21 protein-coding genes and 1 tRNA gene are annotated in these 24,760 nt (G+C 54.7%); 10 read left to right on the top strand and 12 right to left on the bottom strand.

Features of this window, described 5'->3' with window-relative positions; all coding sequences use genetic code 11:
• Positions 1-59: 59 nt before the first annotated feature.
• Genes Q1B46_RS14285 through Q1B46_RS14305 form a run of 5 tightly spaced genes read right to left on the bottom strand, consistent with a single transcriptional unit; the run spans position 60 to position 5,416 of the window.
• Complete coding sequence (locus tag Q1B46_RS14285) at positions 60-905, bottom strand: hypothetical protein (protein WP_299949024.1); 846 nt, start codon at positions 903-905, stop codon at positions 60-62.
• A 24-nt stretch (positions 906-929) separates the two neighbouring features.
• The gene (locus Q1B46_RS14290) at positions 930-1,331 is read right to left on the bottom strand and encodes a hypothetical protein (protein ID WP_299949025.1); all 402 of its coding nucleotides are present in this window, start codon (positions 1,329-1,331) and stop codon (positions 930-932) included.
• Positions 1,332-1,356: 25 nt separating this feature from the next.
• Positions 1,357-2,991, bottom strand: coding sequence for a dynamin family protein (locus Q1B46_RS14295; protein ID WP_299949026.1), 1,635 nt, complete (start codon positions 2,989-2,991; stop codon positions 1,357-1,359).
• A gap of 8 nt (positions 2,992-2,999) precedes the next feature.
• A complete protein-coding gene (locus Q1B46_RS14300) occupies positions 3,000-5,000 on the bottom strand; it encodes a dynamin family protein (protein WP_299949027.1) in 2,001 nt (666 codons plus the stop codon).
• Between the two features lie 2 nt (positions 5,001-5,002).
• Positions 5,003-5,416, bottom strand: a complete 414-nt coding sequence (locus Q1B46_RS14305; protein WP_299949028.1) for a hypothetical protein — start codon at positions 5,414-5,416, stop codon at positions 5,003-5,005.
• Between the two features lie 752 nt (positions 5,417-6,168).
• Here Q1B46_RS14305 and Q1B46_RS14310 point away from each other — a divergent pair.
• Positions 6,169-6,253, top strand: a tRNA-Leu gene (locus tag Q1B46_RS14310).
• Positions 6,254-6,305: 52 nt separating this feature from the next.
• Here Q1B46_RS14310 and Q1B46_RS14315 read toward each other — a convergent pair.
• Positions 6,306-6,923, bottom strand: coding sequence for a TetR/AcrR family transcriptional regulator (locus Q1B46_RS14315; RefSeq protein ID WP_299949029.1), 618 nt, complete (start codon positions 6,921-6,923; stop codon positions 6,306-6,308).
• A 160-nt stretch (positions 6,924-7,083) separates the two neighbouring features.
• Between Q1B46_RS14315 and Q1B46_RS14320 the strand changes: the two genes are divergently transcribed.
• The 5 genes from Q1B46_RS14320 (at position 7,084) to Q1B46_RS14340 (ending at position 11,631) form a co-directional block, all read left to right on the top strand.
• Complete coding sequence (locus tag Q1B46_RS14320) at positions 7,084-8,013, top strand: AEC family transporter (protein ID WP_299949030.1); 930 nt, start codon at positions 7,084-7,086, stop codon at positions 8,011-8,013.
• Positions 8,014-8,114: 101 nt separating this feature from the next.
• The gene (fghA, locus tag Q1B46_RS14325) at positions 8,115-8,948 is read left to right on the top strand and encodes an S-formylglutathione hydrolase (protein ID WP_299949031.1); all 834 of its coding nucleotides are present in this window, start codon (positions 8,115-8,117) and stop codon (positions 8,946-8,948) included.
• Positions 8,949-8,951: 3 nt separating this feature from the next.
• Positions 8,952-10,412 (top strand): Si-specific NAD(P)(+) transhydrogenase, encoded by a 1,461-nt coding sequence (gene sthA / locus Q1B46_RS14330; RefSeq protein ID WP_299949032.1) that lies wholly within the window; start codon positions 8,952-8,954, stop codon positions 10,410-10,412.
• Positions 10,409-10,864 (top strand): YaiI/YqxD family protein, encoded by a 456-nt coding sequence (locus Q1B46_RS14335; RefSeq protein WP_299949033.1) that lies wholly within the window; start codon positions 10,409-10,411, stop codon positions 10,862-10,864. The genes sthA and Q1B46_RS14335 overlap by 4 nt, the downstream gene beginning before the upstream one ends.
• 146 nt (positions 10,865-11,010) lie before the next feature.
• Positions 11,011-11,631 carry an HAD-IA family hydrolase gene (locus Q1B46_RS14340; protein WP_299949034.1) on the top strand — a complete coding sequence of 207 codons (621 nt, stop codon included), beginning with the start codon at positions 11,011-11,013 and terminating at the stop codon, positions 11,629-11,631.
• Between the two features lies 1 nt (position 11,632).
• Here Q1B46_RS14340 and Q1B46_RS14345 read toward each other — a convergent pair whose 3' ends face one another.
• On the bottom strand, positions 11,633-12,874 hold the full coding sequence (locus Q1B46_RS14345) for an MFS transporter (protein ID WP_299949035.1): 1,242 nt from the start codon (positions 12,872-12,874) through the stop codon (positions 11,633-11,635).
• A 148-nt stretch (positions 12,875-13,022) separates the two neighbouring features.
• Here Q1B46_RS14345 and zapE point away from each other — a divergent pair, with 148 nt between their 5' ends.
• Positions 13,023-14,081, top strand: a complete 1,059-nt coding sequence (gene zapE, locus Q1B46_RS14350; RefSeq protein WP_299949036.1) for a cell division protein ZapE — start codon at positions 13,023-13,025, stop codon at positions 14,079-14,081.
• Positions 14,082-14,125: 44 nt separating this feature from the next.
• Here the strand turns inward: zapE and Q1B46_RS14355 are convergent, their stop codons facing one another.
• From Q1B46_RS14355 to Q1B46_RS14370, 4 genes are read right to left on the bottom strand one after another with little or no spacing between them, the layout of a single operon-like run.
• Entirely contained in the window at positions 14,126-15,400 is a 1,275-nt protein-coding gene (locus tag Q1B46_RS14355; RefSeq protein WP_299949037.1) for a folylpolyglutamate synthase/dihydrofolate synthase family protein, read from the bottom strand.
• On the bottom strand, positions 15,397-16,329 hold the full coding sequence (gene accD / locus Q1B46_RS14360; protein WP_299665255.1) for an acetyl-CoA carboxylase, carboxyltransferase subunit beta: 933 nt from the start codon (positions 16,327-16,329) through the stop codon (positions 15,397-15,399). The genes Q1B46_RS14355 and accD overlap by 4 nt, the downstream gene beginning before the upstream one ends.
• Before the next feature lie 59 nt (positions 16,330-16,388).
• Positions 16,389-17,288, bottom strand: a complete 900-nt coding sequence (locus tag Q1B46_RS14365; protein ID WP_299949038.1) for a type II CAAX endopeptidase family protein — start codon at positions 17,286-17,288, stop codon at positions 16,389-16,391.
• Positions 17,278-20,373 carry an ABC transporter transmembrane domain-containing protein gene (locus Q1B46_RS14370; protein ID WP_299949039.1) on the bottom strand — a complete coding sequence of 1,032 codons (3,096 nt, stop codon included), beginning with the start codon at positions 20,371-20,373 and terminating at the stop codon, positions 17,278-17,280. Before Q1B46_RS14370 ends, Q1B46_RS14365 begins: the two co-directional genes overlap by 11 nt.
• Before the next feature lie 241 nt (positions 20,374-20,614).
• Between Q1B46_RS14370 and Q1B46_RS14375 the strand changes: the two genes are divergently transcribed.
• From Q1B46_RS14375 to Q1B46_RS14385, 3 genes are all read left to right on the top strand, one after another.
• Positions 20,615-21,376, top strand: coding sequence for a DUF6478 family protein (locus Q1B46_RS14375; RefSeq protein ID WP_299949040.1), 762 nt, complete (start codon positions 20,615-20,617; stop codon positions 21,374-21,376).
• Positions 21,377-21,385: 9 nt separating this feature from the next.
• A complete protein-coding gene (locus Q1B46_RS14380) occupies positions 21,386-21,739 on the top strand; it encodes a hypothetical protein (protein ID WP_299949041.1) in 354 nt (117 codons plus the stop codon).
• Between the two features lie 105 nt (positions 21,740-21,844).
• Positions 21,845-23,371: an MFS transporter gene (locus Q1B46_RS14385; protein WP_299949042.1), complete on the top strand. Its 1,527-nt coding sequence runs from the start codon at positions 21,845-21,847 to the stop codon at positions 23,369-23,371.
• Positions 23,372-23,416: 45 nt separating this feature from the next.
• Here the strand turns inward: Q1B46_RS14385 and Q1B46_RS14390 are convergent, their stop codons facing one another.
• Positions 23,417-24,757, bottom strand: coding sequence for a S41 family peptidase (locus Q1B46_RS14390; RefSeq protein ID WP_299949043.1), 1,341 nt, complete (start codon positions 24,755-24,757; stop codon positions 23,417-23,419).
• Positions 24,758-24,760 lie beyond the last annotated feature (3 nt).

Here is a 24,760-nt window from a genome sequence, read left to right on the forward strand (position 1 = left end):
TGGTAACTCGTATTATATAGCTAGTTTTGCAAAATGGACACTATTGGGCAGGAACGCGGTCATTCGACGGCGCTTTTTAGGGACTTCCAAAGGTTGACGACGGCACCCAGTTTGCGGGCGTCATGAAAGGCGGCTGCAACCTCGGCATCGTCGTGAACGATCGCAAGGCCAACACGTTGCCCTCCCGATGGACGCATAACGATAAGTTGTGGTTGCGACAAAGTATCAGACCCATCGGCTTGCCAGCTGGACAAATCTTGGGTGAGCCGAGCCAATAGATCTTTGTCAGGATGTGCTTGCTGACCTTCGGCACAAAGCCCGTCAAGTTTGGCTTCTTCGTTCTGCTCTTCAATCAGAAAACGCCCCAGCGCAAAGCGCTCGGCACCGTCATAGAACGCTTCGGCAACACCTGATTGGTCCTGAGACGTTGGTTCTGGTACAGCATCCGGGACCACAGACATCCGTGGTTCTTCCGGCAAATCAATTCTGGCGCAGGCTGCTTCAACCTCGGAAAAGGTTATACCGACATCATCCGCTTCAAGCGCCGTATCGGGCCTGAGCGAAACCAATTCCAACGGACCGGGCGCAACGGCGATATCTGACACTAGACGGGCCAGCTGATCGGTCAGGTGCTCACGTGCCTCGGTTTCGAAATCTGGCAGGGGGCCTTCGACACAGCGGAAAACATCGGTAATCCGTGAGCTGTTCACCTCAACAGCAAGCATGCCGCCATCCGCCGCCATGAATTCCAGCCTCCGAGGCAGGATTGTCCTGCGGATTGCAGTCAATACCTCGTCGCGCCTTGCCTGCGCTGTATCACCAGACAGACAAACCATCGGAGACAATCGCGCAACCGAGGATCGCCCGATATCTTCGAGCAATTCCAGTATTTCGCTATCCATCATGCCGTGAACCCCCTCTGGTCCAGTCTAAACTGCGGCAGCCACCGTGCCGAGGCTGAGATGTGATTTTGTAAGTGCATGCCCAATATTTGCGCTGTCGCGACAGATATAACAGACAACGTGATCCGGGTATTTCTGTGTTCTTAGAAAGATGTGCAGACGATCATTGGAAAACACCGCGATTTCCCCAAATCCAGGGTGTTCCGTTTCGCCTATCTCTGCATTGCGCAACAGCTCCTCAAAGCCTTTTACACCCCGTCCTTGAAACAGATTGGCAACCGAAAGCGCAAGATTCTCAAGTGCATCAGAGCTTTCGCGGTCTGATGCCTCAACTCCCAGCAACATTCCAGTTTCCATATCAACATACCCGGCTGCGATGCAGTCGGGTATGGTCTCGATGGCCGAGGTCAGGGCGGATTCTATCGACATTCAGATACCCGCCTTTAATTGCATGTCAGATTGCATGCCACTCCGCTCCACTCGTTTTGTTGGCATCCGGAACTGCCCGCAGCGCCGCTTTGGAATTGCGGGTGATCTGCTCCTGCGCAATCTGATCATACTCGGACAGAAACGCTGCAAAGGCGCTTTTCAGGCCCTGCGCATCGTCTGGCAGGCTTTCGCGGGCTACGATTTCGCTCCACATTTCTGAGGCGCTGAGGGGCGATTCCGCAGGATTGCCCACTTGGTCTTCAGAGGCCGCTCCATTGATCACGGTTTCTCCGTTCAACTCAACCACCTGACCCGGCGTGAGCGAATTGGACTCTGGTTCCGGCTCGTATTCGTCAGTCGATTCCTCAGGCTGCTCCGCAAGCAAAGACGTAATCGATGAGACTGATACTTCGAGCTCCGATGCTTCACCCTCGTCATCGGTCGAATTTTCATCCGACGCCGATGCTTCAACCGTTGCTTCTTGGCCATCCTCGGGGGCCAGAACGATCAACTCGGCGTCTTCCTGATCCTCCTCCTCATCATCCATGAAGGCGAACTCATCCACATCATGTGCAGGGTTCGCCAGAATGTTCAGATCCAACGGATCTTCGGATTGGTCCGAGAACAGGGCGCGCAGATCTTCCTCAGCCGGTTCCGCCTCAGACACCATTTCGGCGCGCATTCGTTCAGCTTCGTCCACATCAATCCGAGCGCGTTCAACATCTTCCGTACGTCGTTCCACGCGGGCAGGGCGTACCGGGAAGCTGGTGACAACATCAGTGTTCTGATCGGATGAACCCTCAGCCAGAGGATCATGCATCGTCAATGGAACATCTTCGGTGCGACTTTCCGGGCGCAAGGGGCTTACCTTGGGCGCATCAGACAAGGACTTATCAATTTGATATCTGGCCAGCATATCGGCACGGTTGTCCATGATCTGCTCGGTGATCTCCAGAAAACTGTCGACCATCTTGCCACCGCCGCTGCGCGACCAAAGTTCGGCGTCACCCGTTTTGTCACGGGCCATAATGGCATCACGCGCCGAAAACAGGACTGTGCGATTGAACAGATGACCTGCTTCTCGGTTCACGCGACGCAGAACCTTTTGCCGGTCTTTCTGACCCAAAGCATCTGCACGCGTGACCAGCAAAATTGATTTGTTTTGCAGACGTTCAGGAAGCGAGACCCAAGTTGCACGCTCGGTCTCACGCCAGGCTTGGGTCGAGTGCGTGCACCATAATACACCATTGGCTTGACCAACTGCGCGTTGCCAGACATCGGTCGAGATCTTTGGATCCGAGATGCCGGGGGTGTCGATCAGATCAACGGCCTCAAGAATATCGGCTTCCAGGAAGATACGAACAAACTGTGCGTCGTTGACACCAACCTGTTCAAGTTCATCAAGCTCGATATTCTGCGTGCTTCCATCGTGCCGCTTAATATAGGCTGGCCGATTGCCCCAACTGAACCAAACTGGCGGCAGCTGAGTTGCCGTGACCTGTGTGGGCAAGGCCTGTTTTCGCAGCAAGAAGTTCATCAAAGTCGACTTGCCTGCACTGAATTCTCCCATAAGCGCAAACACAGGCTTGCGGCGGGACCACTGCTCGATGCGGTTCCAGGCCTTGGGAGAGACGAAGCGGGTTTGTGATTTATTTACCATAACTCTTCTTATGCTGCTTCGTTACTAAGATCTTTCAGGATGTCACCCAGAATGTCGTCACGCGATTTCTGTGGCTTTTGCTCGGCGATCTGCGCTGCAGCCCTGTCAGGCGAATGCGAGATGCTGAGTAACGTGTCTTTCTGCTCGGCCATGAAATCAGTCAGCGTGGCGCGAACGTTTTCCAAGACGGCGGCAATCTGATTTTCCTCGATGTCCTTGGTGATCGAGTTTGCTTCGGACGCGATCAGACGTGTGTAATCTGCGGCGTAGGCCTCGAAGCCTTTTCGGCGTTGCCACCAACGACGCCACCATGTGCTTTGCAGGTCAAGCGCGATCGTGCGCCCGATCCCCAAAGGCGGTGGCACGCGCGGCACAATTGGGGCTTCGATGTTGAATTCACCCAGATGGTTGCCCAACAGCTTCTGGTACAGCGCTTCTATATCCGCTGCGGCGGACGCATATAGCACCCCGGCATCCTTGCGCATCGAACGCGCAAAGCTGAAGTAAGCGGCCTTTTGTAAGGTCCTTAATCCAGCTGGGTCGTATTGCCACGTGCCCTGTTCACCGTTTTGTTCCAGATGTGAGATCAGCGAATCCGTCGCGCGCTTGACAAAGTTTGCCTCGGCCGAGGCCAGTCTCTCTAACACTTTATCGCGCAGTTTGGTTGTCAGTTCCGAGGTCTTCTTTTCGTACTCGGCTGAAACTTTCGCGATCGCTTCATCGGGCGATGCGCCATCCAAATCCCGGACGATACCGTCCGATTTTGACAGCGTCTTGGCAACGGCCGTCGCTCGAATCTGACTGGCAATGTTGCGCGCACGATGGCGCACGCGATCCAAAAGACGTGTCCCTGCGCCTTCGGCAATACGCTCATTCATTGCAAGCAGCAAATCAGGCAATCCGGAAAGCGCCCAGATCTTGTCCAGCGAAGCGGCTTGATCACCAAAACCAGCAGCCAGATAAAAGGTGTTCAGCGCGTCACGCGATTCTTCGGTCAGAATGTCCGGATTTCCGGTAATCGCTGCCTCAGCCCAAAGCGCGCTGCCAAAGACAACGCTGGTACTTGCGTCAATGTTGTTCTGTTTCAGCGTGTCCTGAATACGATCCCGAATCTCTGGGACCTGATTGACCGGATCCGACAGCTCATCGATGCGGTTCACAAACAGAATGATCTGGCGGTTTTCGAACTGAGCGATAATCCGCATCAGCGCCATGTCCATTGTGGTCAGCGCCTGACTGGCGGCCAGAACGACGATACACACCTCTGATCCGCGCAGGCTGCGCAACGTGATCTGCTCACGCACCATGAAGGTATCGTTTACACCGGGCGTATCGCAAAGTTTGAGCGATATCGGATATTGCGGGATATCCATATAAAGTTCTGCCGATTTGGTCACATCTGCAAAACGGCCGGTCTTGGGATCGATATCCGGATCGTCTTCATCCCCAAGGCAAACATAGCGCTGAATCAATTCGTCATCGAAGTAATCGTACTGGTGGCTTTGTCCCAGAATTAGGTCGAAATGTTTGCCCAGCCGTTCTTCTGACTTGGCCTTCATTTCGCCAATCTGACGACGGATGTCATCCATCTCATCGTCAGCACCAGCGCGGTTGGCCAGCTCGCCCAGGCGCCCGCCCCCAACCATCAGATTGTCCCATTCTTCCTGTTCGAAGAAGGTGAATTTTGACCTGGTGTCCCCTTCCGTCCGGGTGTTGATGTTCAGCGTGGTAACTACTGATGTCCAAGGGTTCACATCTGACGGCAACAGGTTTGGCCGCCCCGCCAGAATGTTCACGATCGAAGATTTCCCGGCCTTCACCTGCCCCACCATTGTGACGCTTGCCGAAAAGTTTTCCATCTTGGTCTTGAGCGCAGCCAGCCGCGCGGATGAACGCGCATCCGCCACCTCTGTCAGTTGATCGATCTGTGTCGTCAGCGAGGTCATTGTCTCTGTCATCTCGGACAGAGCCTCGTTTCCAACAGACAGAAGGTGGTCGTTACGCGCCATGGTCAGCCTCCGGTACCAGTTGCAGCGAATTGGTTCCCTGCCCCGTCGGGTAAGCTCGCAAGCGTGTCAATGCGTGCGATCAGGTCCAATGCGTTACCGAGGATCACAGCCTCGGTTTGCGGTGAAATTGATTCGTATGCGAAAGAATCAGCCAAAACCTCGATGGAACTGAAACCTTCACCATTCTCCAGACAGGCGACACGTCGCCCCGTTGGAAAATCATCTGACTTGTGGGCAGGCAATGGCATGCGGGCATTGGCCAGCAAATAGCGATTGCCTGCATGAGTTCTTAGTGCGACGCCGAAACCTGTGCCAGGGTGCTGGCGGTTCAGGGTTTTCAGCTCGCCGATGAAACTATCACGAGCAAGACTTACAACGTCATGCTCGGAAGCAGCGGATTTGATCTGGTTGGTCACGACAGAGACCCTTATTCTGGAGTTGAGCAGAAACTCGCACGGCGCCCGAAGGCAAAAAGACTCATTAACTCCTGCGCCCAATCAATTACGATTACCGCGGTGTTATTTTGACGCGAATAGGATATTTTGGCGTTTGAAATGTGGCACAATTATGATTGCCACTCAATCTTAAGTAGAAAGCTTCAATTTACCTGCTTGCCGTGCCAGCGATTACCGGTGTCGTGGACAGAGCGAAACAAGAGGTAAATGCCGGGCTTGTTAACTTTAAAATTAGAATATAACATATTGTTTGCAATATTTAATTATTAGATACATGATGTCAGTTCAGGGCTCGATGTATTTGGGCTGAGGTTGCATATACTCTATTCTGAAACTCCTGCGGAATTACCCACACCCCAACGATGTCCGTCTCACTCAACGTATGCGAGATAATTTTTTACCCCTCAAACGGTCGCAATGTCCCCTAATTAGAAACAAAAAATTGTCGAATATTTTCCACCTTGATCGAGTCATCAAGCGAGTGGTTACACCCTGCGCCCCTTGCTTTCATAGGCGGTTTAAGCACCATGCAAGCATCATATTTTGCTGTCATGCATCTGTGTTCCGCTCAAATAGAGCCCGGTGAAAAACAATTTGTCACTTCATTGTTTCCATAGACGCAATAATAATCTTGTGTTTTGCGCGACTTTACCTCTCGCACTCACGCAAAAGCTTTGCTATTCAGCGCCTCGTCGATGCTTCGGCATCAGGTTGCGGGTGTGGCGAAATTGGTAGACGCACCAGATTTAGGTTCTGGCGCCGCAAGGCGTGGGGGTTCAAGTCCCTCCACCCGCACCATAGTGTTTCCACATGACCTAAAGTGTCGATATGACGGCAAAGCTTGTCGCGTTCACTTGCCGTATCGGGCCAGAAACATGTCAACGGCCTGTAAGGCGACCTTGTCAATCTCACTCTGACTAAAACTGTTCTGAATTCCGAATGCAGCGCGTCCCCAAAGCCTGACTTTGCACAATTCCGAGAACTGCTCGGCGGCAATATTGACGTCCTCGACCACCAATTCTCCTTTGGCGACCGCCTTGGTCAGATATTCGGCCATTTGGCGCTGTCCGTTTTGCGGCCCGGCTTCATAAAATGCTTTGCCGAGCTCTGGGAATCTATCGCGCTCGGCAACGCAAATCCGAAAAACCTGCTGTGCAAAGTCCGAAACAAGAAAGGCCGTAAGCTGCGTAGCGGCAATTGTAAGTACCTCACGTGCGGGCTTTGTCTCATCAATCATCGACAAAATTCGCTCGGCCATCAGGCGACACTCTGTCTGGGCGACCTCGGTGAACAAAAGACGTTTGTCGGGGAAATAGCTATAAAGCGTCGCCTTGGACACGCCAGCTGCGCGCGCAATGTCATCGACGCTTGCACCTTCGAACCCATCCGCCATGAACACCTCTCGGGCCCCGCATAAAACCTGATCGAATTTGCGGCCTGTACGCAGGATGGTTGCGGCTTGGGTCATGATGTCTCCTGAAAGCGGTATGCGCCAACACTATAAACCGCTCGGTTCAGTTTCAACGCTTTTCACCTTAGTCGCGGTTTTGTCACCAGGCTGCACCATCAACTATTACATCGTTAAGCGTCGGCCTTGCGGCCCCCGCCAACCGTGCTAACACATTCCCATGGTCGAAATATTTCTGCGTACCTTCCCCTTTTTCGCAATCATCGGCCTGGGATTCTGGGCCGGGCGCAGTCGTTTCTTCCCACCCGATGCGACCTTGTATCTGACTAAATTCGTATTCTTCTTTGCATTATCAGCGATGCTGTTTCGATTTGCAGCCACACTGCCCTTTGCCGAGATATTCGACGGCCGTCTGGTGATCGGGTATTTGATCGGCACCGTCTGCGTCTACGCGATTGCAATGGTTATCGCTTATCTGCGCAGTCTGGATCTACCCACAGCGGCGGTCGAGGCCCAGTGCGCCGCCATTGGCAACGTCGGGTTTCTAGGTTTGCCGATGCTCGCACTTTTGTTCTCAGAAGCGGCCATTGGGCCTGTAATGCTGGTTCTGACTGTCGATCTAGTCGTTTTTTCTTCGCTGATCGTCATTCTGATTCATGTTGGACGCGATGGCCGTCTCAGTTTTGGAACAATACGGTTGATCGGGTTCGGCTTGCTGAAGAACCCGATGATCTTGTCGATTTCTGGAGGTTTGATTTGGTCTGCGCTGGAGATCCCGGTCCCTGCCCCATTGAACGATTTTCTGACCATACTTGGCGGAGCGGCCACCCCCAGTGCGCTGTTTGCCATCGGTGCATCCCTGGCGGATAAGTCGGCCGAGCGTATTCAGATCGCTGGGTGGCTTAGTTTTTGCAAACTGGTTCTTCATCCCCTTTTCGTCGCGCTTATGGTGATTTGGTTGATCCCTGTTGCCACCTTCCCGGCAATGGTTGCAATCGCAGCGGCTTCGCTTCCCGTTGCAGGCAATGTCTACATGCTGGCCGCATATTATGGCGTGGCTCCACAACGCGCATCTGCGGCCATCCTGCTTTCGACCATGGCCAGCATACTGACCGTCCCACTGGTGATTGGCTGGGTCAGCGGCTACTGATCTTCACCTTTTCGAAAAATACGCCCGCCGAAAGCACCCGCACTTTACGTCGACGCTGCAGACCGTTAGCCATGGCACCGATACAACGCAAGGATAGCTTGATGGAAACCCTTTCGGAAAATGCCTGTTTTGGTGGTGTACAAGGCGTCTACCGCCACGCCTCCTCGGCTTGCAAATGTGACATGACATTTGGACTTTTTCTTCCAGCCGAGGCCAAGGATGGCCCCGTTCCGGTTCTATGGTATCTGTCAGGACTGACCTGCACCCATGAAAACGCCATGACAAAGGCAGGTGCTCAGGGGTGGGCCGCGGAGCAGGGAATTGCGCTGGTGTTTCCAGATACCTCGCCGCGCGGCGCGGATGTTGCAGATCATGAAGATTACGATCTCGGCCAAGGTGCCGGTTTCTATGTCAACGCCAACCAAAAACCCTGGGCACCCCATTTCAACATGTGGGATTATGTGGCCGAGGAATTACCCGCCCTGCTAACCGAAAACTTCGCGATTGATGCTGATCGTCAGGCAATCACCGGACACTCCATGGGCGGGCATGGTGCGTTAACTTTGGCGATGAACCTGCCCGGGCGGTACCGGTCGGTTTCGGCTTTCTCTCCGATTTCGAACCCGATGGGGGCGGATTGGGGTCGCAAACAGCTGAGCGCATATCTGGGCGATGATGAGGCTGCATGGGCCAAACATGACGCGTCGCAAATGATGAAAAGCACCGGATTTGACGGCCCCGTGCTGATCGACACTGGTGCTAATGATCAGTTCATGGATCTGTTGCGCCCCGAAGCGTTGGCACAGGCAATAGCCGAGCGTCGCCAGCAGGCAACATATCGCCTGCAACCTGGCTATGACCATTCCTATTATTTCGTGTCCACCTTCATGGAGGATCACATTACCTTCCACGCCGAAGCGCTGTACGGGGACTAAGGCATGAGCAAGTATGATTACGACCTGATTATCATCGGCTCGGGCCCTTCAGGGCGTGCTGCGGCCATTCAGGCGGGCAAATTGCAGCGCCGGGTACTTGTGATCGACCGCAAAGATCGGCTGGGTGGTGTTTCGGTTCATACCGGCACAATCCCTTCGAAAACATTGCGGGAAACGGTGCTGAACTTGTCAGGATGGCGCGAACGCAGTTTTTATGGGCGCTCCTACCGGGTTAAGGATCAGATCAGTGCGGAAGATTTGAAAGCGCGTTTGCACATGACACTCGATCACGAAGTCGACGTGTTGGAGCATCAGTTTAACCGAAACCATGTGGAAACATTGAACGGGCTTGCCACATTCACAGGACCGCATGAGGTAGAAGTGGCAACGGACGCAGGCGAATCCACGCGTCTGACTGCGGCTAAGTTCCTGATTGCCACCGGCACAAAGACTTATCGTCCCGACTATGTTCCGTTCAACGGCAAAACCGTTGTCGACGGGGATGATTTCCTTGAGATGGAAGAGATTCCGCGTTCGCTGTGCGTGATCGGTGCCGGTGTGATCGGCGTTGAATATGCCACCATGTTTTCGGCACTTGATGTCCGCGTGACGCTGATTGAACCGCGCGAGACATTTTTGGATTTCATTGACAAGACACTGATCCACGACTTCACGCATCAGATCCGCGAAAACGGCGTGGATTTGCGGTTGGGCTCAGCCGTCGAAAAGATTGAAGATACCAGAGGCCATGTCGAGGTCACCCTAGATAACGGGCGCCACGTGCGGGCTGAGATGCTTTTGTTTGCGGCAGGCCGCATGGGGGCGACTTCGGCCCTCAATCTTGACGCTGTCGGAATTGAAACCGACCACCGCAACCGTATCAGCGTTGACAGCAAGACCTATCAGACTTCGGTTTCACATATCTATGCAACAGGAGATGTCATTGGGCATCCCTCGCTGGCCTCTACGTCGATGCAGCAAGGGAGGGTCGCGGCCTGCCATGCATTGGAAACACCGACTTTGCCGGAAAGCCCGTGGTATCCGTATGGGATTTACTCGGTGCCCGAAATCTCAACCTGTGGCATGTCCGAGGAAGAATTGCAGGAGCGCGGAATACCCTATGAAGTAGGTGTGGCCCGATTCCGCGAAACCTCGCGCGGGCACATCATGGGGTTGGAACATGGCATGCTGAAAATGCTGTTCTCTCTCAAAACTCGCAGGGTTCTGGGTGTGCAGATCGTGGGTGAAGGTGCAACCGAATTGATCCACATCGCGCAGGCGGTGCTGAACCTGAAAGGCACGGTGGATTACTTCGTTCAGAACACATTCAACTATCCCACTCTGGCTGAGGCTTATAAGATCGCCGGTCTGGATGCGTTTAACCGGATGCCTATTCCCGAGGAATTCAAGGTGCGCAAAACACCCTCGAAGGCGAAGCAATCTGCACAGGCCAAAGAGGCGTGACAACGCTTTATATCGATGGTGACGCCTGCCCGGTGAAGGCCGAAGCTGAACGGGTGGCGACCCGGCACAAGGTGCCGATGGTTTTGGTCTCGAACGGTGGGCTGCGCCCATCAGCCAACCCGCTGGTACAGGTGGTGGTTGTCTCCGCGGGGGCGGATGAGGCGGACAAATGGATCGCCGAGCGTTGCGGCCCGGGTGATATTGTTGTGACGTCAGACATTCCGCTTGCCGCAAAATGCGTTGAAGCCGAGGCCCGTGTACTGCGCCCTAGTGGCGAGGCATTCACCGCGGCCAATATTGGTCAACAACTCGCTATGCGCGACTTGATGGCGGACCTTCGTGCCGCCAATCCATTGGGAGCTGGCGGTGGAGGTAAGCCGTTTGGTAAAGCAGACCGATCGCGGTTTCTGGACGTGCTTGAGCGGGAAGTCCGTGCCGCCTTGCGCGGATAGCACTCCCGCCGGTCAGAGGCGCATCAAAGATGCGCAACTTTCCGTTGGGCGTGGCAGCGCGTGCCGCGCTGCGGTTGGCGCTTGCATATCCGCTGCGCGCTTGGTTCAGTCGGCGATAATTGTATTGGATCGAACTGGACTGCAGCATGGCCATCGAAGCTGTCGTATTTGATATCGGAAACGTACTGATCGAATGGCAGCCCGAGCGCTACTATGATCGCGTCATCGGAGAGGATCGTCGTCAAGCCATGTTTGCCGAGGTCGATCTACATGGAATGAACGATCTGGTCGATCAGGGCCATCACTTCACGGATACGATTTACAGGTGGGCAGACAAGTACCCTGAGTGGCGCGATGAAATTCGGATGTGGCACGACAACTGGATTGAACTGGCTGCGCCTGACATCCCACACTCTGTGCGACTTCTACGCGCGTTGCGCGCCAGGAAGGTTCCGATCTTTGCCCTGACCAATTTTGGGGTGCAGAATTTCGATTATGCCACCACGGTCTATCCGTTCCTGAATGAGTTTGATCGACTGTATGTCTCGGGCCGGATGAAGGCAGTGAAGCCTCATATGCCGATATACGAGATGGTCGAAGCCGATTGTGGTACCCAACCATCTGCGCTTTTGTTCGCTGACGACAGGATTGAAAACATCGATACGGCCAAGGCGCGGGGATGGCAAACACACCATTTCCTCGATCCACAAGGATGGGCGGATCGATTGGTTTCAGAAGGGCTGTTGACCAAGGAAGAGGCTGTTTAAGTCAAGCTGTCACGCCAGCTGACGCGCGATTTTCCCGGATGGGCAGGTGGATAATGGCACTGAAAGCTCCGATTGCGACACCAATCCACCAAACCATGGTGTAGTCACCGTACTGGTCGTACATGCGGCCTCCTAGCCAGATGCCCAGGAAGCTGCCGATTTGGTGGCTCAGGAAAACAATCCCGTACAACGTGCCCATGTAGCGCAAACCGTAAAGATGCGCGACAAGGCCAGATGTCAGCGGAACCGTCGCCAACCAAAGCGATCCCATTACCAGAGAGAATGCGATAACAGAAAAGGGTGTGATCGGGAACACGATGAATGCCCCCGCCACAACTGTCCGTCCGGTGTAAACCGCTGCGAGCAAGTACTTTTTCGGAAAGTGGTTACCTGCCCACCCCGCCAGCAACGTGCCGCCTATGTTGGCTATGCCGATCAGGGAAATGGCAACCGCCCCCAGGGCGGATGTCGTCGTGATGCCAATCGAATGCAGCACGCCTCCGGGCTGGATTGGGCCGCACATCTCGGTAACGAAGGCCGGAAAATGGGCAGTTATAAAGCCCAGTTGGTAACCGCAGCTAAAAAAGCCGATTGCAATCAGTGCGTATGAAGGATCGCGGAACGCCTTGGCCAGGATTTGCCCCATGCTTTCTTCCAGTTCGGTCTTACTGACCGGCTGAGGTGCGCGCATGAACGGTAACGTCAGGATCAACGCGAGGATTGCCACCGCAAAGACGAGGAAAACCTGTTGCCAAGGAAGGAATGTCAGCAGCCATTCAGCGGTGGGTGCCCCGATCACCTGCCCAAAGCTGCCCGCCGCAGTGACAACCGCCAATGACATTGAACGGTTCGCGTCAGTCGAAGCGCGTCCGACGACCGCTAGGACCACGCCAAACCCCGTACCCGCGATCCCGAAACCCACAAGCCAGGCATAAATTTGGTGCTCAAAGGGGGTGACGGACCAAGCCGACAAAACCATTCCTGCCGTATAGGTCAAGGCACCCAGAACAATAGCGCGCCGGTCACCAATCTTTTCGGCTATGGCACCAAAGATCGGCTGCCCGATCCCCCAGGCCAGATTCTGAATCGCGATCGCCATCGAGAAATCGGTGCGCAACCATCCGAATTCATCTGCGATGGGAATCTGAAACACGCCGAATGAGGCGCGCACTGCAAAGCTGACGGTAATGACGATGCAACCGACAATCAGGATCGGATTCAGCAGGTGGACAGGTTGCGGCATCGGGGCTCCGGACTTCAGTTCTGTCAGACGTTAGCGGCGTAGTTCGAAGCGTCAATTCAGGAGTTTTGTGACACCAGTTCAGCAAAATTGATGGGTCAGGAAAAAAGGTTTCTTTTCAACATACGAACCGGACGGTATGGCTCAACTCATGACGGATCTGATTTCGCTTTATGAAGATCATATTGCCGATGGGTCGCTGACCCGGGATGACGCACAAGAGGCAGTGCTACCCCGGTTTGACCGAATTCGCACAGCTTTGGCCGAACCGGTCAAGCGCGGTTTGTTCCGCAAGGCGCCGCCCCCACCCAAAGGCTTGTATCTTTGGGGCGGCGTTGGGCGTGGCAAGTCGATGCTGATGGATATGTTCGTCGAGACGCTGGGCGACATACCGGTTCGCAGGGTCCATTTTCACGCATTCATGCAGGAAATCCATACCGGCCTGCACAAGGCGCGCGAAGATGGAGTTGAAGATGCGCTGGCCCCAGTGGCCGAGGCTGTGATCAAATCCGCACGCGTCCTGGCATTTGATGAGATGCAGATTACCGATATCACCGATGCGATGATCGTGGGGCGGTTGTTTGATATGCTCCACAAGGGCGGGGTGGTTGTCATCACAACCTCGAACCGGCATCCCGATGATCTGTATAAGGATGGGTTGAATCGGCAACTGTTCCTGCCTTTTATCCAGCACATCAAAGAACAGCTGGAAGTGTGGGAGCTGGTTTCACCTACAGATTATCGGCAGAACCGGCTTGAAGGTTCGCCGGTATATTTCACACCTATTGGACCCGAAGCGCGCGATAAGATTCGTGCCGTTTGGAATGATTTGTCTGGCGGACCCGCAGAGCCGTTGACCCTGCAGGTTAAAGGGCGCGAGGTGGTGCTGCCCGCGTTCCGAAACGGAGTGGCGCGGGCCTCATTTTACGACCTATGCGGACGGATGCTGGGACCAGGCGACTATCTGGCCATTGCAGAAGCGCTGAAAGTTCTGGTGCTTGAAGACATACCGCGTTTGTCGCGCAACAATTTCAATGAGGCCAAGCGCTTCGTCACGTTGATCGACGCGTTGTATGAAGCAAAGGTCCGGCTGATCTGTTCTGCCGCTGCTGAGCCCGAGATGCTGTACGTCGAAGGGGAAGGCACGTTCGAATTTGAGCGCACAGCGTCCCGCCTGCGCGAGATGCAGGATAAGGATTGGGGACAATAAGGCCCCCTACCCCCGGCCCGGAGTATTTTCGACCACGTGAAGGATCAGGCGTTTTCTCGGAGGATATTACCGGCGAGATAAAGTGACCCACAGATCAGAACCCGCGCATCGGGGGATTGAGCGGTGATGGCGGCAAGCGCATCCGCGACGCTATCGGCCGTTGTCGCCGTCAGGTTCACTCTGGCAGCCGCAGCAGCGGTCTCTTCTGCGCTCAGCGTATTTTGTTCACCGGGGATGGATACGGCGGTCAGGCTGTCGGCTTTTGCAGCCAATGGTGCGAGATAGCCAGTGACATCCTTCGTATTTAACATGCCGCAAATCATATGCGTGGGCCGTTCCGGCAATGACGACAGAACACCAGCCAATGCGATGCCTGCGGCGGCGTTGTGACCTCCATCCAGCCACAGTTCAGCCTGTGGGGCTTGATCGACAAGGGGGCCGGATTTCAGCCGCTGCATACGCGCGGGCCATTCAGTCTTGGTGACTGCGGCCTCATAAGCGTCATCACCCATTTGCAGGTGACGTAATACGGCCAGAGCTGCCCCTGCGTTGACTATCTGATGAGCCCCCAGCAGGTTTGGCATCGGCAGATCACGCAATCCGGTTTCATCCTGATAAATCAAACGCCCATTTTCGGTATGCACATGCCAATGTTGCCCGTAAACCTGCAGCGGTGCGCCTAGGCGGGCTGCAGTGTACTCGATGACTTCCAGCGCCTCATCTTGCTGTGGGCCAACAATACAGGGCACGCCGGGTTTAATAATTCCGGCTTTCTCTGCGGCGATCTTGCCCAGAGTATCACCAAGGAATTGTTCGTGATCGATCGAAACAGGTGTGATGGCCGTCAACGCAGGTTGTTCGACAACATTGGTGGCGTCCAGACGCCCACCCAAACCAACTTCGAGCAATGTATAATCCGCCCTCGTGCGCGAAAACGCCAGAAGTGCCGCGCAGGTGGTGATCTCGAAATAGGTGATGTTCTCGCCACCATTTGCGGCGTAGCATTCATCCAGAACGGCGGTGAGGTCAGGTTCCAAAATCAGCTTTCCGGCCAATCGGATGCGCTCGTGAAACCGGGCCAGATGGGGTGAGGTATAAGCATGAACCGTATGCCCTGCCCCTTCAAGCCCCGCGCGGATCATGGCCTGGGTCGAGCCCTTGCCATTGGTTCCGGCGATATGAATGACCGGGGGTAGCTTGGTCTGTGGATTGTACAGCGCAGCCAGCAAACGCCACATGCGGTCCAAGGTCAGGTCGATGATCTTGGGGTGCAACGCCATCATCCGATCAAGGATGACATCCGAGCTCTGGGTGGTCATTTCTCGACCGCATCCTCGGTTGGTGCTTCTGCAGTGGCTTCTTCCGGTTCAGGCGCTGGCAGATCGCCTTTGACTGCCGGCGGCTGATTCGTCAGCATTCGGGTGATGGTGATCAGCTCTTCCCGCATTTCGGTGCGCTTGGTCACACGGTCGAGCATGCCGTGATCCAACAGGTATTCCGCGCGCTGGAAACCTTCGGGCAGTTTCTCGCGAATGGTCTGCTCGATCACACGGGGACCCGCGAAACAGATCAGAGCATTGGGTTCGGAAATATGAACGTCACCCAACATGGCATAGGATGCGGTAACACCGCCTGTGGTAGGGTGCGTCAACACAACGATATAAGGCAGCTTCGCCTCTTTGAGCATTTCAACCGCCACCGTAGTACGCGGCATCTGCATCAGGCTCAGTATGCCTTCTTGCATCCGCGCACCGCCAGCTGCCGAGAACAAGATCAGCGGGCGCTTCAGCTTAACGGCCTCTTGTGCCGCAGCAATGATGGCATTGCCAACATACATGCCCATAGACCCGCCCATGAATGAGAAATCCTGCGCGGCAGCAACGATCGGAGTACGCCCGATTTCGCCCAGTGCGACCAGCATCGCCTCTTTCTCGCCAGTCTTTTTCTGCGCTGCTTTCATCCGGTCGGGATATTTCTTCTGATCCCGGAATTGCAGCGGGTCATCCTTGGGGGCCGGAACATCAACCTCAGAGAATATACCGCCATCGAACAGATGCTTGAACCGGTCTCGTGGCGTGATCCCCATATGGTGATCACACTGGGTGCAGACATTCTGGTTATCTGCCAACTCGCGGTGGAACAGCATGGTTCCGCATTCATCACACTTATGCCAAAGGTTTTCGGGCACTTCGCGGCGTGAGAAGATCGAGTTGATCCGGGGGCGGACGTAGTTTGTGATCCAGTTCATGTCGGAACCTTGATAATGCGGCGTTGACGTCAAATAAGGCGCAACGACGGGAAATGCAATCAACGCCTGAGGGCCAGTCGCGCCGTAAGCCACCCGACGATCATCAGCGCAAAGTCGACAAGCAGCCAAGGCCTTAGCGCATCTGCATCTGAAGCCTGATAAGGGAGGTGATACAAGGCCAGACCACTAAGACTGTCAGGCAACGAAATAACCAGAAGGGCCGCAAAATTATTAAAGAAATGCAGCGCTATGGCGGGCCCGAGTGTCCCTGCCCTCGCAGTCAAGTCAGCTGTCAGAATCCCAAATGTAAGTGCCCAAATCGCAATTAGCAGTGCGTTATCGCCCACGGTGGCCGGGTTATAGTGTCCGGCCGCGAACAATATTGATGGCAGACCTATCCAGATCAATGGCGATCGAAACCGTGCGGCGAGGCTTTGTTGCAGGTAGCCCCGAAACAGAACTTCTTCGGCGCTGGTCTGGATCAGGACTGCTACGATCGATAGCGGCAATAGCAGCAACCATCTGGCGAAAGGCAGATTCGCCACCAAAGGTGCACCCAGATTGTAGGGCGGCAGCGCAAATACGGCCACACTCAGCAGCAACAGCGCGCGGAAGACGCGCCAGAACTGTCGTATTGCTAAACTTTGCCCTCCAATTACCGAGGCAAGCGAACGGTGCTGAAACAGCCTCGCACTCAGTGCTACGCCAAGGGTGGCGAAGATAAAGCTAGATAGCACGATGAGAAGTGCCAAGGGGGACGCACCCGTCAGAAAGCCAGCCGCTGACCCTGGCGTAGTCAGATTGGCTATGATGGCGAACAAGATCGCATTAAGCGCCACAACAACCACCGACACCAGTGCGATACCCGCAAACAGGCGCCAAAGATCGGGATATCTGCGGGCGTCGCTTAGCAGGTGTTCATGGCTACGATAGGCGTCGTAGCTCTTTCTAACCTTCATTGTCTTGCCCGGCACCCACAAGGGCCGGGTCTTCCCCAATTGGGGTGCTAGGATCGCGCAACCGTTCGGACACAGTGGTCAGATAGCCTGCCACGGTTTCAAGTAACCTCACCGCAACACCTGCATCACTTTCGATGACTGCACGTAGTTCCTCGGCTCCGATTCTCAGGAAGGCGCAATCTGTGAGGGCCACCAAATCCAATTGACGCGGTTCATTTGTAATGATCGCCAGGTCCCCTATCAGGCGGCCCGGCTCAACCGTCGAGATCGAACGCATATCGCCGTGTTCGTCCAGCCAGTTCAGGGTCGCCTGACCTGAAATACACAGATAGGCCGCATCCGGAGCCTGCCCGCGCGAGAATATGGTCTGACCTGCAGCCGCTTCGTACCATTGCGCCGAGAATGCCAGAAGGCGCTGATTGCGCCCATCCACCCGCGAGAACAACTCGTTCGACGAAATGATTTTGAGCTTTCGGCTCAGGTCATCTGGCCCGTCGACTTCGTCCTCGGTAGACACGCGCGAGACACCGTCAATACGGCCATCTTTGATTTCGACAAACAGATCATAGGCTTCAGGATGGGCAAAATGATCCTCCATGAAAATCATGACTGAATCGGGCAGCAATTCGCGCAGCTTAAGGCGGGTTCGGAGGCGGCTTTCCGAGTCATGACTGGCCAGGGCCTTGTCGAGGATCAGGATATCGGGGCGTTTTATCCCCGCCCGCGAAAACGCGGCGCGTTCCTGGAACACGGTCGGCAAATTGTTGCCCCCTAAACCGGACGGAAGGTCATAAATGATCGCGGCAGCCCTGCGGCGCAGCCCGGCCTCGTTCAACACTTCGGCCACAAGATCTTCGATCTCTTCCGCGTGCGCACCAGCCATGATCGACACCCGACCATAAAGCGCATTCTCCATTGCTGTCAGGCGCGGAACGTAGACATCTGGCGACACTGGCACAAACATCGAACCCATCGCATCCCTTAGCCTTTCTGCCTGGCTGTGACGGATCGAGAGAATCTTGTCCTTGTATTCTTCAGGGAAACTGGGGCCGATTTGCTCGGCGGTCAGCATGAATGGGACGGTCAACAGCAACGCACGCTCTTGATCACCAATAGAATCTTCGCCTTTGGTTCTGCGACGCTCTTCAATATCAAGTAGTCGATGGTACATATCCTTTGACATGCCCAACCGCAGGAACAGCGGGTGATCTGCCCCATCTCGCCCAAAGGTCTGGTTCAAAGTTTCCAATACAGCTTCGGCAATTCCAAGCGCGTCATCATCCAGATCGTTTGCTTTTAACAGCGACAGGAACCGCCCGTCACCCGCAAGAATATCAGGTGCGATGTCGTGCGCCGGAGAGGCAAACAGCAGGTTACCGCCCAACGGAACGGCTGGATTGAACTGATCGGGATCGAACCGGTAAACGAACTTATCCAGCCCACGCTGTTGCAAGCGATCGGCTACGGTATCTCTGAGTTCGACGATTTCTTGCGCCAACGCCGAATGCACCATTGGATCGAATTGTGATCGCAATGTGCGACGGAACATGAACTCGTCAATGCCCATTGCTTCGACAAGCTGGAACCACCAGTCACGGATATCCTCGATGTCATCAAGGCCTGCCAGACTTGGGTCAATCCATTCGTCGGAAAGGGAATCGGGTGGATTCCCCGCGCGCACCGCTTCGATCTGACGGCGCGTGGGGACACGTAACGCATCTTCTTCGTGTTGAGGATGCGTGCGCAAGGGCATCAAAAGGTTGTCGCCCAGCGTTCCATCAAACAAATACGGTCGCGAATAGGCGTAACCGATCCTCGCGGCGATCACCGCCTGATGGAGATCGTTCAGATTGTGGCCTGCCATCAGGACCTCTCCCTGAACTGGCAGCAGTTCACGTGTCAGCAGCTGAGCAAGCGCAGTTCGCTCGGAGGCATGTTTCGACTGAATGGCGATCCGCGCGCCTTGCGGAATTATCAGATCAATATCTTCTAGGATGGTCTTACCGTCGTCGTCACGAACCGTAACATTGCGAAGTTCGATATCCCCCGTCAGATGCGGGATGGATGCGGGGACACCTTCAAACAGCCGCTCAGGTATCATGTTTGAAGGGGCAAACCGCTCGATCACAATCTCCCAGCGCAGCGACATGTCCTGCACTTGGTTGTAGTAGGTCAGAAGGTCTTTCCACGGGCCGCTGAGATCCTTGTAGGCACCCAAAGCTGCTACCAGCGCGCCCACCGTCACCTCACCGGTGATCGCTAGGTAACCACCCACCGAATAGAACAGGAAAGGCGTCATCTGAGTGATCAGGTTGTTGAGGAACTTCATGAAGAATTTCTTGTTGTAGATCTTGAAGCGGATCTCGAACAAGGTTCCCAGACGATGGCTGAACTGAGCCAGACGATAACGCCAACCACCATTGGTGCGCAGGTCACTTATCCCGGCGGCACTTTCACCGATTTCAGAGCTTAATCGCCTGACTTCTTGAATACGATCCTTGTTCAGAAGGTTGATTTGGCGCTGAAGCTTCGGGATCAACCAAGCCTGCACAGGGATCAGCGCAATACTGGCAAGCCCGAACCAGACGCTTTGCATGAACAGAAAGGTAACGATGGTCATCATCTGACCAAACTGAAACACCGGTTGCGCGATGGCATCGCCCATCAGCCCACCCATCGGTTCGGCCTCGGACGTGATCATCGACACCAGTTCACCCTGACTGGTCGTCGCGAAATAGGACTTGGGGAATCGCATGGCACGGCTGATCAGAGTAAAGCGCAGACGCCGCAGCATTCGTTCGGCCAGAATGCCTTTCATAGTGTTTATGCGCATCTTCATCACGCCGCTGGCAATGACCGTCGCCAAAAACGCAAAACACAGAATCATCAGGTACTGCACCTGGCTTACGGTGAAGCCAAGGAATGTCACGGTATCCGTCGGCGCACCAATGGCGTCGTTAATGATCTGTTTTGGAAGCTCCAACGAGGCATAGAGGAAAGGAAACGACAAAACCGTCAAAAAAAGCAGCACCAATTGCTGTTTTTTCGAGTGCTTCCAGATAAATGAAAATAGGGTGGGTTCCATGCCCCTGCCTCGTCGTGAAACTTAATGATCTGGGGATAATTCGGGTTACATCCCGACCAGAACGCCGACGGTAAGCTGCAGCCCTTCCCTTTGCAAGAATAGTGAAGTGTCGTTGCCATAAATTTCAGTTGATCGATGGGCTTTAACCAGATTTCAGAAAATATCGCGCCCTAATCATCAAGACGTGTTTGTCCCTCGCTTTGACTTTGACTAAACAGAAGCAGGTTTGGATGATAGGACGATGGGCGGATTTCTGGATCGCTATATACGACGCAAGGCAATCGCGCAGTGGCGGCTGGCTGAACAGCAGGCTGATCAGATGGCATTGCCCAAATTGCGCCGCCAACGGGACGAGGCGCGCCATTTGCGCGGGCAACTAGAGCGGGTCATCCAAACAGCAGACAGTCGTTTGATCCAGCCGCGGCTTGGTTCGAACCAGTTTCCGAGACCGCTGGGAACCGATTGGTCCTGGCGTCCTGATCTTTGGCGCGAACCGGCCTTGCGCAAAGGACTTGCCTCAGCACCGCGCAAAGCAGGAATAGACAGTCAGGTGACCCTGTTTCATGATTGCCCTCTGGCAGAGATCGCAATGCAACAAACACGAAATCGACGGGGAAAGGACCTGGCTCCCTTCAGTCTGGCGATTGAGGTCTTTGATTTTCAAGGTACATTTCTGTCACTTTCGGTCGAACTTCCAATGGATGCCGCCATTGATTTGACACGCCAGCATCTGATGCGGGTGGACACCGTGATTGAATCCGAGCGCCCGACAACTGTGTATTCCCGGCTTAACATCCAACATGGTCCAAACACTGAGCAGGTTCTGCGAGAACTCAATCTTTCAATGTCAGAAAGTTCGGTGGATTTTGACCTTGCGCATTTGGAACTGCATGAACGACGAATTGAAAAACTCTGGCTGGACCTAATCATTGATGAACCGGCAATGAACCGCATAATCTTGCGCGATCTGACATTCTGCCGCCACCACCGGGCCGATCTGTAGAGGCATATGATGACGCAAACCAGCTTGACCCCGATCCGTTTTGAAAACGCTGTATGGGAAGGCCACCTGACCAGTGAAACCGCTCTACAGGTTGAGGTGCTGTATCTTGGTGAACCATTGCCAGATGTCGAGCTGACGCCCGACGAAGACGGATGGGATTTGCGCATCCCGGTGCCCCTTTCGATCATGACCGAAGGCGTTCACTGCATCTTAATTCGTGACGTGGCGACCAATCAGAAATTGGGCGATTTCACCATCATCGCCGGATCTCCTGCCGCCGACGATCTGAGGGCCGAGGTTGCGTTGCTTCGCGCGGAACTTGACATGCTGAAGCGCGCGTTCCGCCGGTCTCAGTCATCATAGAATCTGTTCCTGGCGCTCCAGCCGACAGCGATCTTCGGAAGTATTCCTTTCTTTTCAGTCATATCCATGCATCATTGAAGCTTCCCATCTTCAATTGATGAGACTATGGACCGCACGAGCATCATAAAAGTCATCGCCTTGATGGTGACGGCCTTCGGGATCGGGATCGATTTCACCGGAGCCCTGATGCTGGTCCCTGCCATTGAAAACAGCTTTGACACAGACATCACCAGCACCCAGTGGGTTCTGAACATCTATGCCCTGTTTTTTGCCATGACGATGGTGGCCGGAGGTCGCTTGGGTGACATGTATGGTCACCGCAAGATGATGATCATCGGCCTTTGTATCTTCCTGTTCGCTTCTGTTTTGTGCTTTGTCTCGCCCGGGTTGGATTACCTGATCGGGGCGCGCGCCTTGCAAGGGATAGGTGCCGGATGCGTCTGGCCCTGCACTCTTGCGTTTGGGGCGACCAAGGTTTCAAAAGAAGAACATCGCGCGTTGGTTATGGGGCTGATCCTGGCCGGGGTTACCACCGGCAATGTCTTCGGTCCGATGATCAGTGGGGCAGTTGTCAATCTGGGTGATTGGCGGCTATTTTTCCTGGCCAACGTGGTGTTTTCCTGTATTTCGATGGCGACGGCCATTCTTCTGATGGAGCGCGAGACCGAGCACAAAACAGGTGAACGTATCGACTTTGCCGGTATGGGCGTCCTATCTTTCGCTGTTTTGCTGCTGCTCTATGGTTTGGATGTCGGGGCCGACTGGGGCTGGACCTCGCTACCGCTCTTGCTGTTGTTCTTTGTCAGCGCAGTGTTGTTCTTCTTGTTTCCGAGGATCGAAAAGCGGGTCAAAGAACCTTTGCTGCTGCCGCAACTGATGCAGAACCGGGAGTTTCTGATCACACTAGGTCTGAATATGTTCAACGTATCGGCCGCTTTTGTCGGATTGCTGTATTTTCCGCAATATATGCAAAAAGTCCTTGGATGGTCCGTCTTTCAATCTGCACTGGGATTGGCACCACTGACGGTATTATTGGCCGTCGGATCCATCGTTTCGGGCACGCTATATAATGATTTCGGACCCAAACGATTGCTCTTTTGGGGTTATATTTGCGCAACGGCTGGCGCAGCCAGCGTCGTCCTGATGCCCGCCGGGTCCGGATATCTTCAGATCCTGCCAGGAATGGCCATGATTGGGTTGGGCGCAACATTGACGGTCGGCCCTTCGGGTACTGCTGCTGTATGCGCGGTCAAGCCAGAACGCGCCGGTCTGGTTGGCGGTCTAAGTTTCATGACACATCTCGTTTACGGTGCCATTTCTGTCGCCTGTGCGACTGCAGTCATGTACGCGTCGAGCCTGTCCAGCCTGAAATCTCGATTAACCGCCGCAGGCATCAATTTGTCCGAGGCCGATCTGAAAGTGATCAATGGTGGAACCTTGACCACAGAATCTGCGAAAGCGGTGCTTCAGAAACTAAATTCGGGTGAAACCGAGAAGGTTAAGGCCGCCATTGCAGCAGCCTTTGATACCGGTATGAACATGGCCTTCGTCTTCGCCACCATCTCGGTCGCCGCTGGTATCGTTCTTGCCCTGATGCTAGACGAGAAAAAGCTGCACAAAGTCGAAGGCTGAACTGAAACAGCGAGGGAGCAGGGCCGCGCGTGGCGGCCCCTATCCTTATTGCGAAGGTCCGGTTGGATTGAAGGCCGATAGACCTTTGAGGATGTCGATGGCATAGGCCATTTGGTAATCCTCTTCCCGCAGTTCTGCGGTGGCTTCGGCCTTGGCGCGATCTTCTTCGATTTGGCGGATTTCATCTTCACTCAGGCTGTCATTATTCAGGCTGCCGCGTAGATCTGCCTCGGACCGTGTGCGGGCGTTTGCGTCGTCCTCTTCTTCCTCAGGCCTATTACGCGGTTGCTCTACAATGATGTCCGGGCTGACGCCAAGCGCCTGAATCGAGCGGCCCGAAGGCGTGTAATAGCGCGATGTCGTCAGACGCATCGCCCCATCACCCCGGATTGGCATAACGGTCTGGACTGATCCTTTACCAAAGCTCTTGGTGCCAACCACGATCGCCCGATGGTGGTCCTGCAAGGCGCCCGCGACGATTTCCGAAGCCGAAGCCGAACCGCCGTTGATCAGAACCACGATGGGCTTGCCACCGGTCAAATCGCCAGCCGTGGCGTTAAACCGTTCACCGTCTTCCGGGTTTCGACCTCGGGTCGAAACGATCTCACCTTCATCCAGAAACGCATCCGAGACCTTGATGGCCTGTGTCAGCAGCCCGCCTGGATTGTTTCGCAAATCCAGAACGATGCCGTTAACATTTTCGATGCCTCCGGCTTCTTCGATTTGCTCTTCCAAGCCATCTTTGAGGTTCGGGTAAGTCTGATCGTTGAAGGTTGTGACGCGAAGCACGACGCTGGTGCCTTCGGTGCGCGCGCGCACTGCGGTCAGCTTGATCGTGTCGCGAACGATGGTAACGTCGAACGGCTCTTGCTCACCTTCGCGGACAACAGTGATCACGATTTCCGATCCCACCGGGCCACGCATCAGATCAACGGCTTTGTCCAATGTCAGACCCAGAATGCTTTCGCCGTCAACATGGGTGATAAAGTCGCCCGCCTCGATCCCTGCAGCATCCGCCGGAGTGTCATCGATGGGCGAGACAACTTTGACAAAACCTTCTTCTTGCGTGACCTCGATACCAAGCCCCCCGAACTCACCGCGTGTCTGCACACGCATCTGTTCCGCATCGTCGGGCGATAGATAGCTGGAATGCGGATCCAAAGAGGTCAGCATCCCATCAATCGCAGCCTCGATCAGCTCATCAGTTTCCACTTCTTCGACATACTGGGCGCGGATACGCTCAAATATATCGCCGAACAGATCAAGCTGTTCGTAGACACCGGCCTTGCTTTCGGCCTCTTGCGCCAGCAAAGGGCCCGCGATCTGTGTTGTTGCAATTAACCCTGCCACGGTGCCGGCCAGTCCGGCCATCACAAATTTCTTCATACT

This window comes from uncultured Ruegeria sp. (assembly GCF_947500045.1).
Classification (GTDB): domain Bacteria; phylum Pseudomonadota; class Alphaproteobacteria; order Rhodobacterales; family Rhodobacteraceae; genus Ruegeria.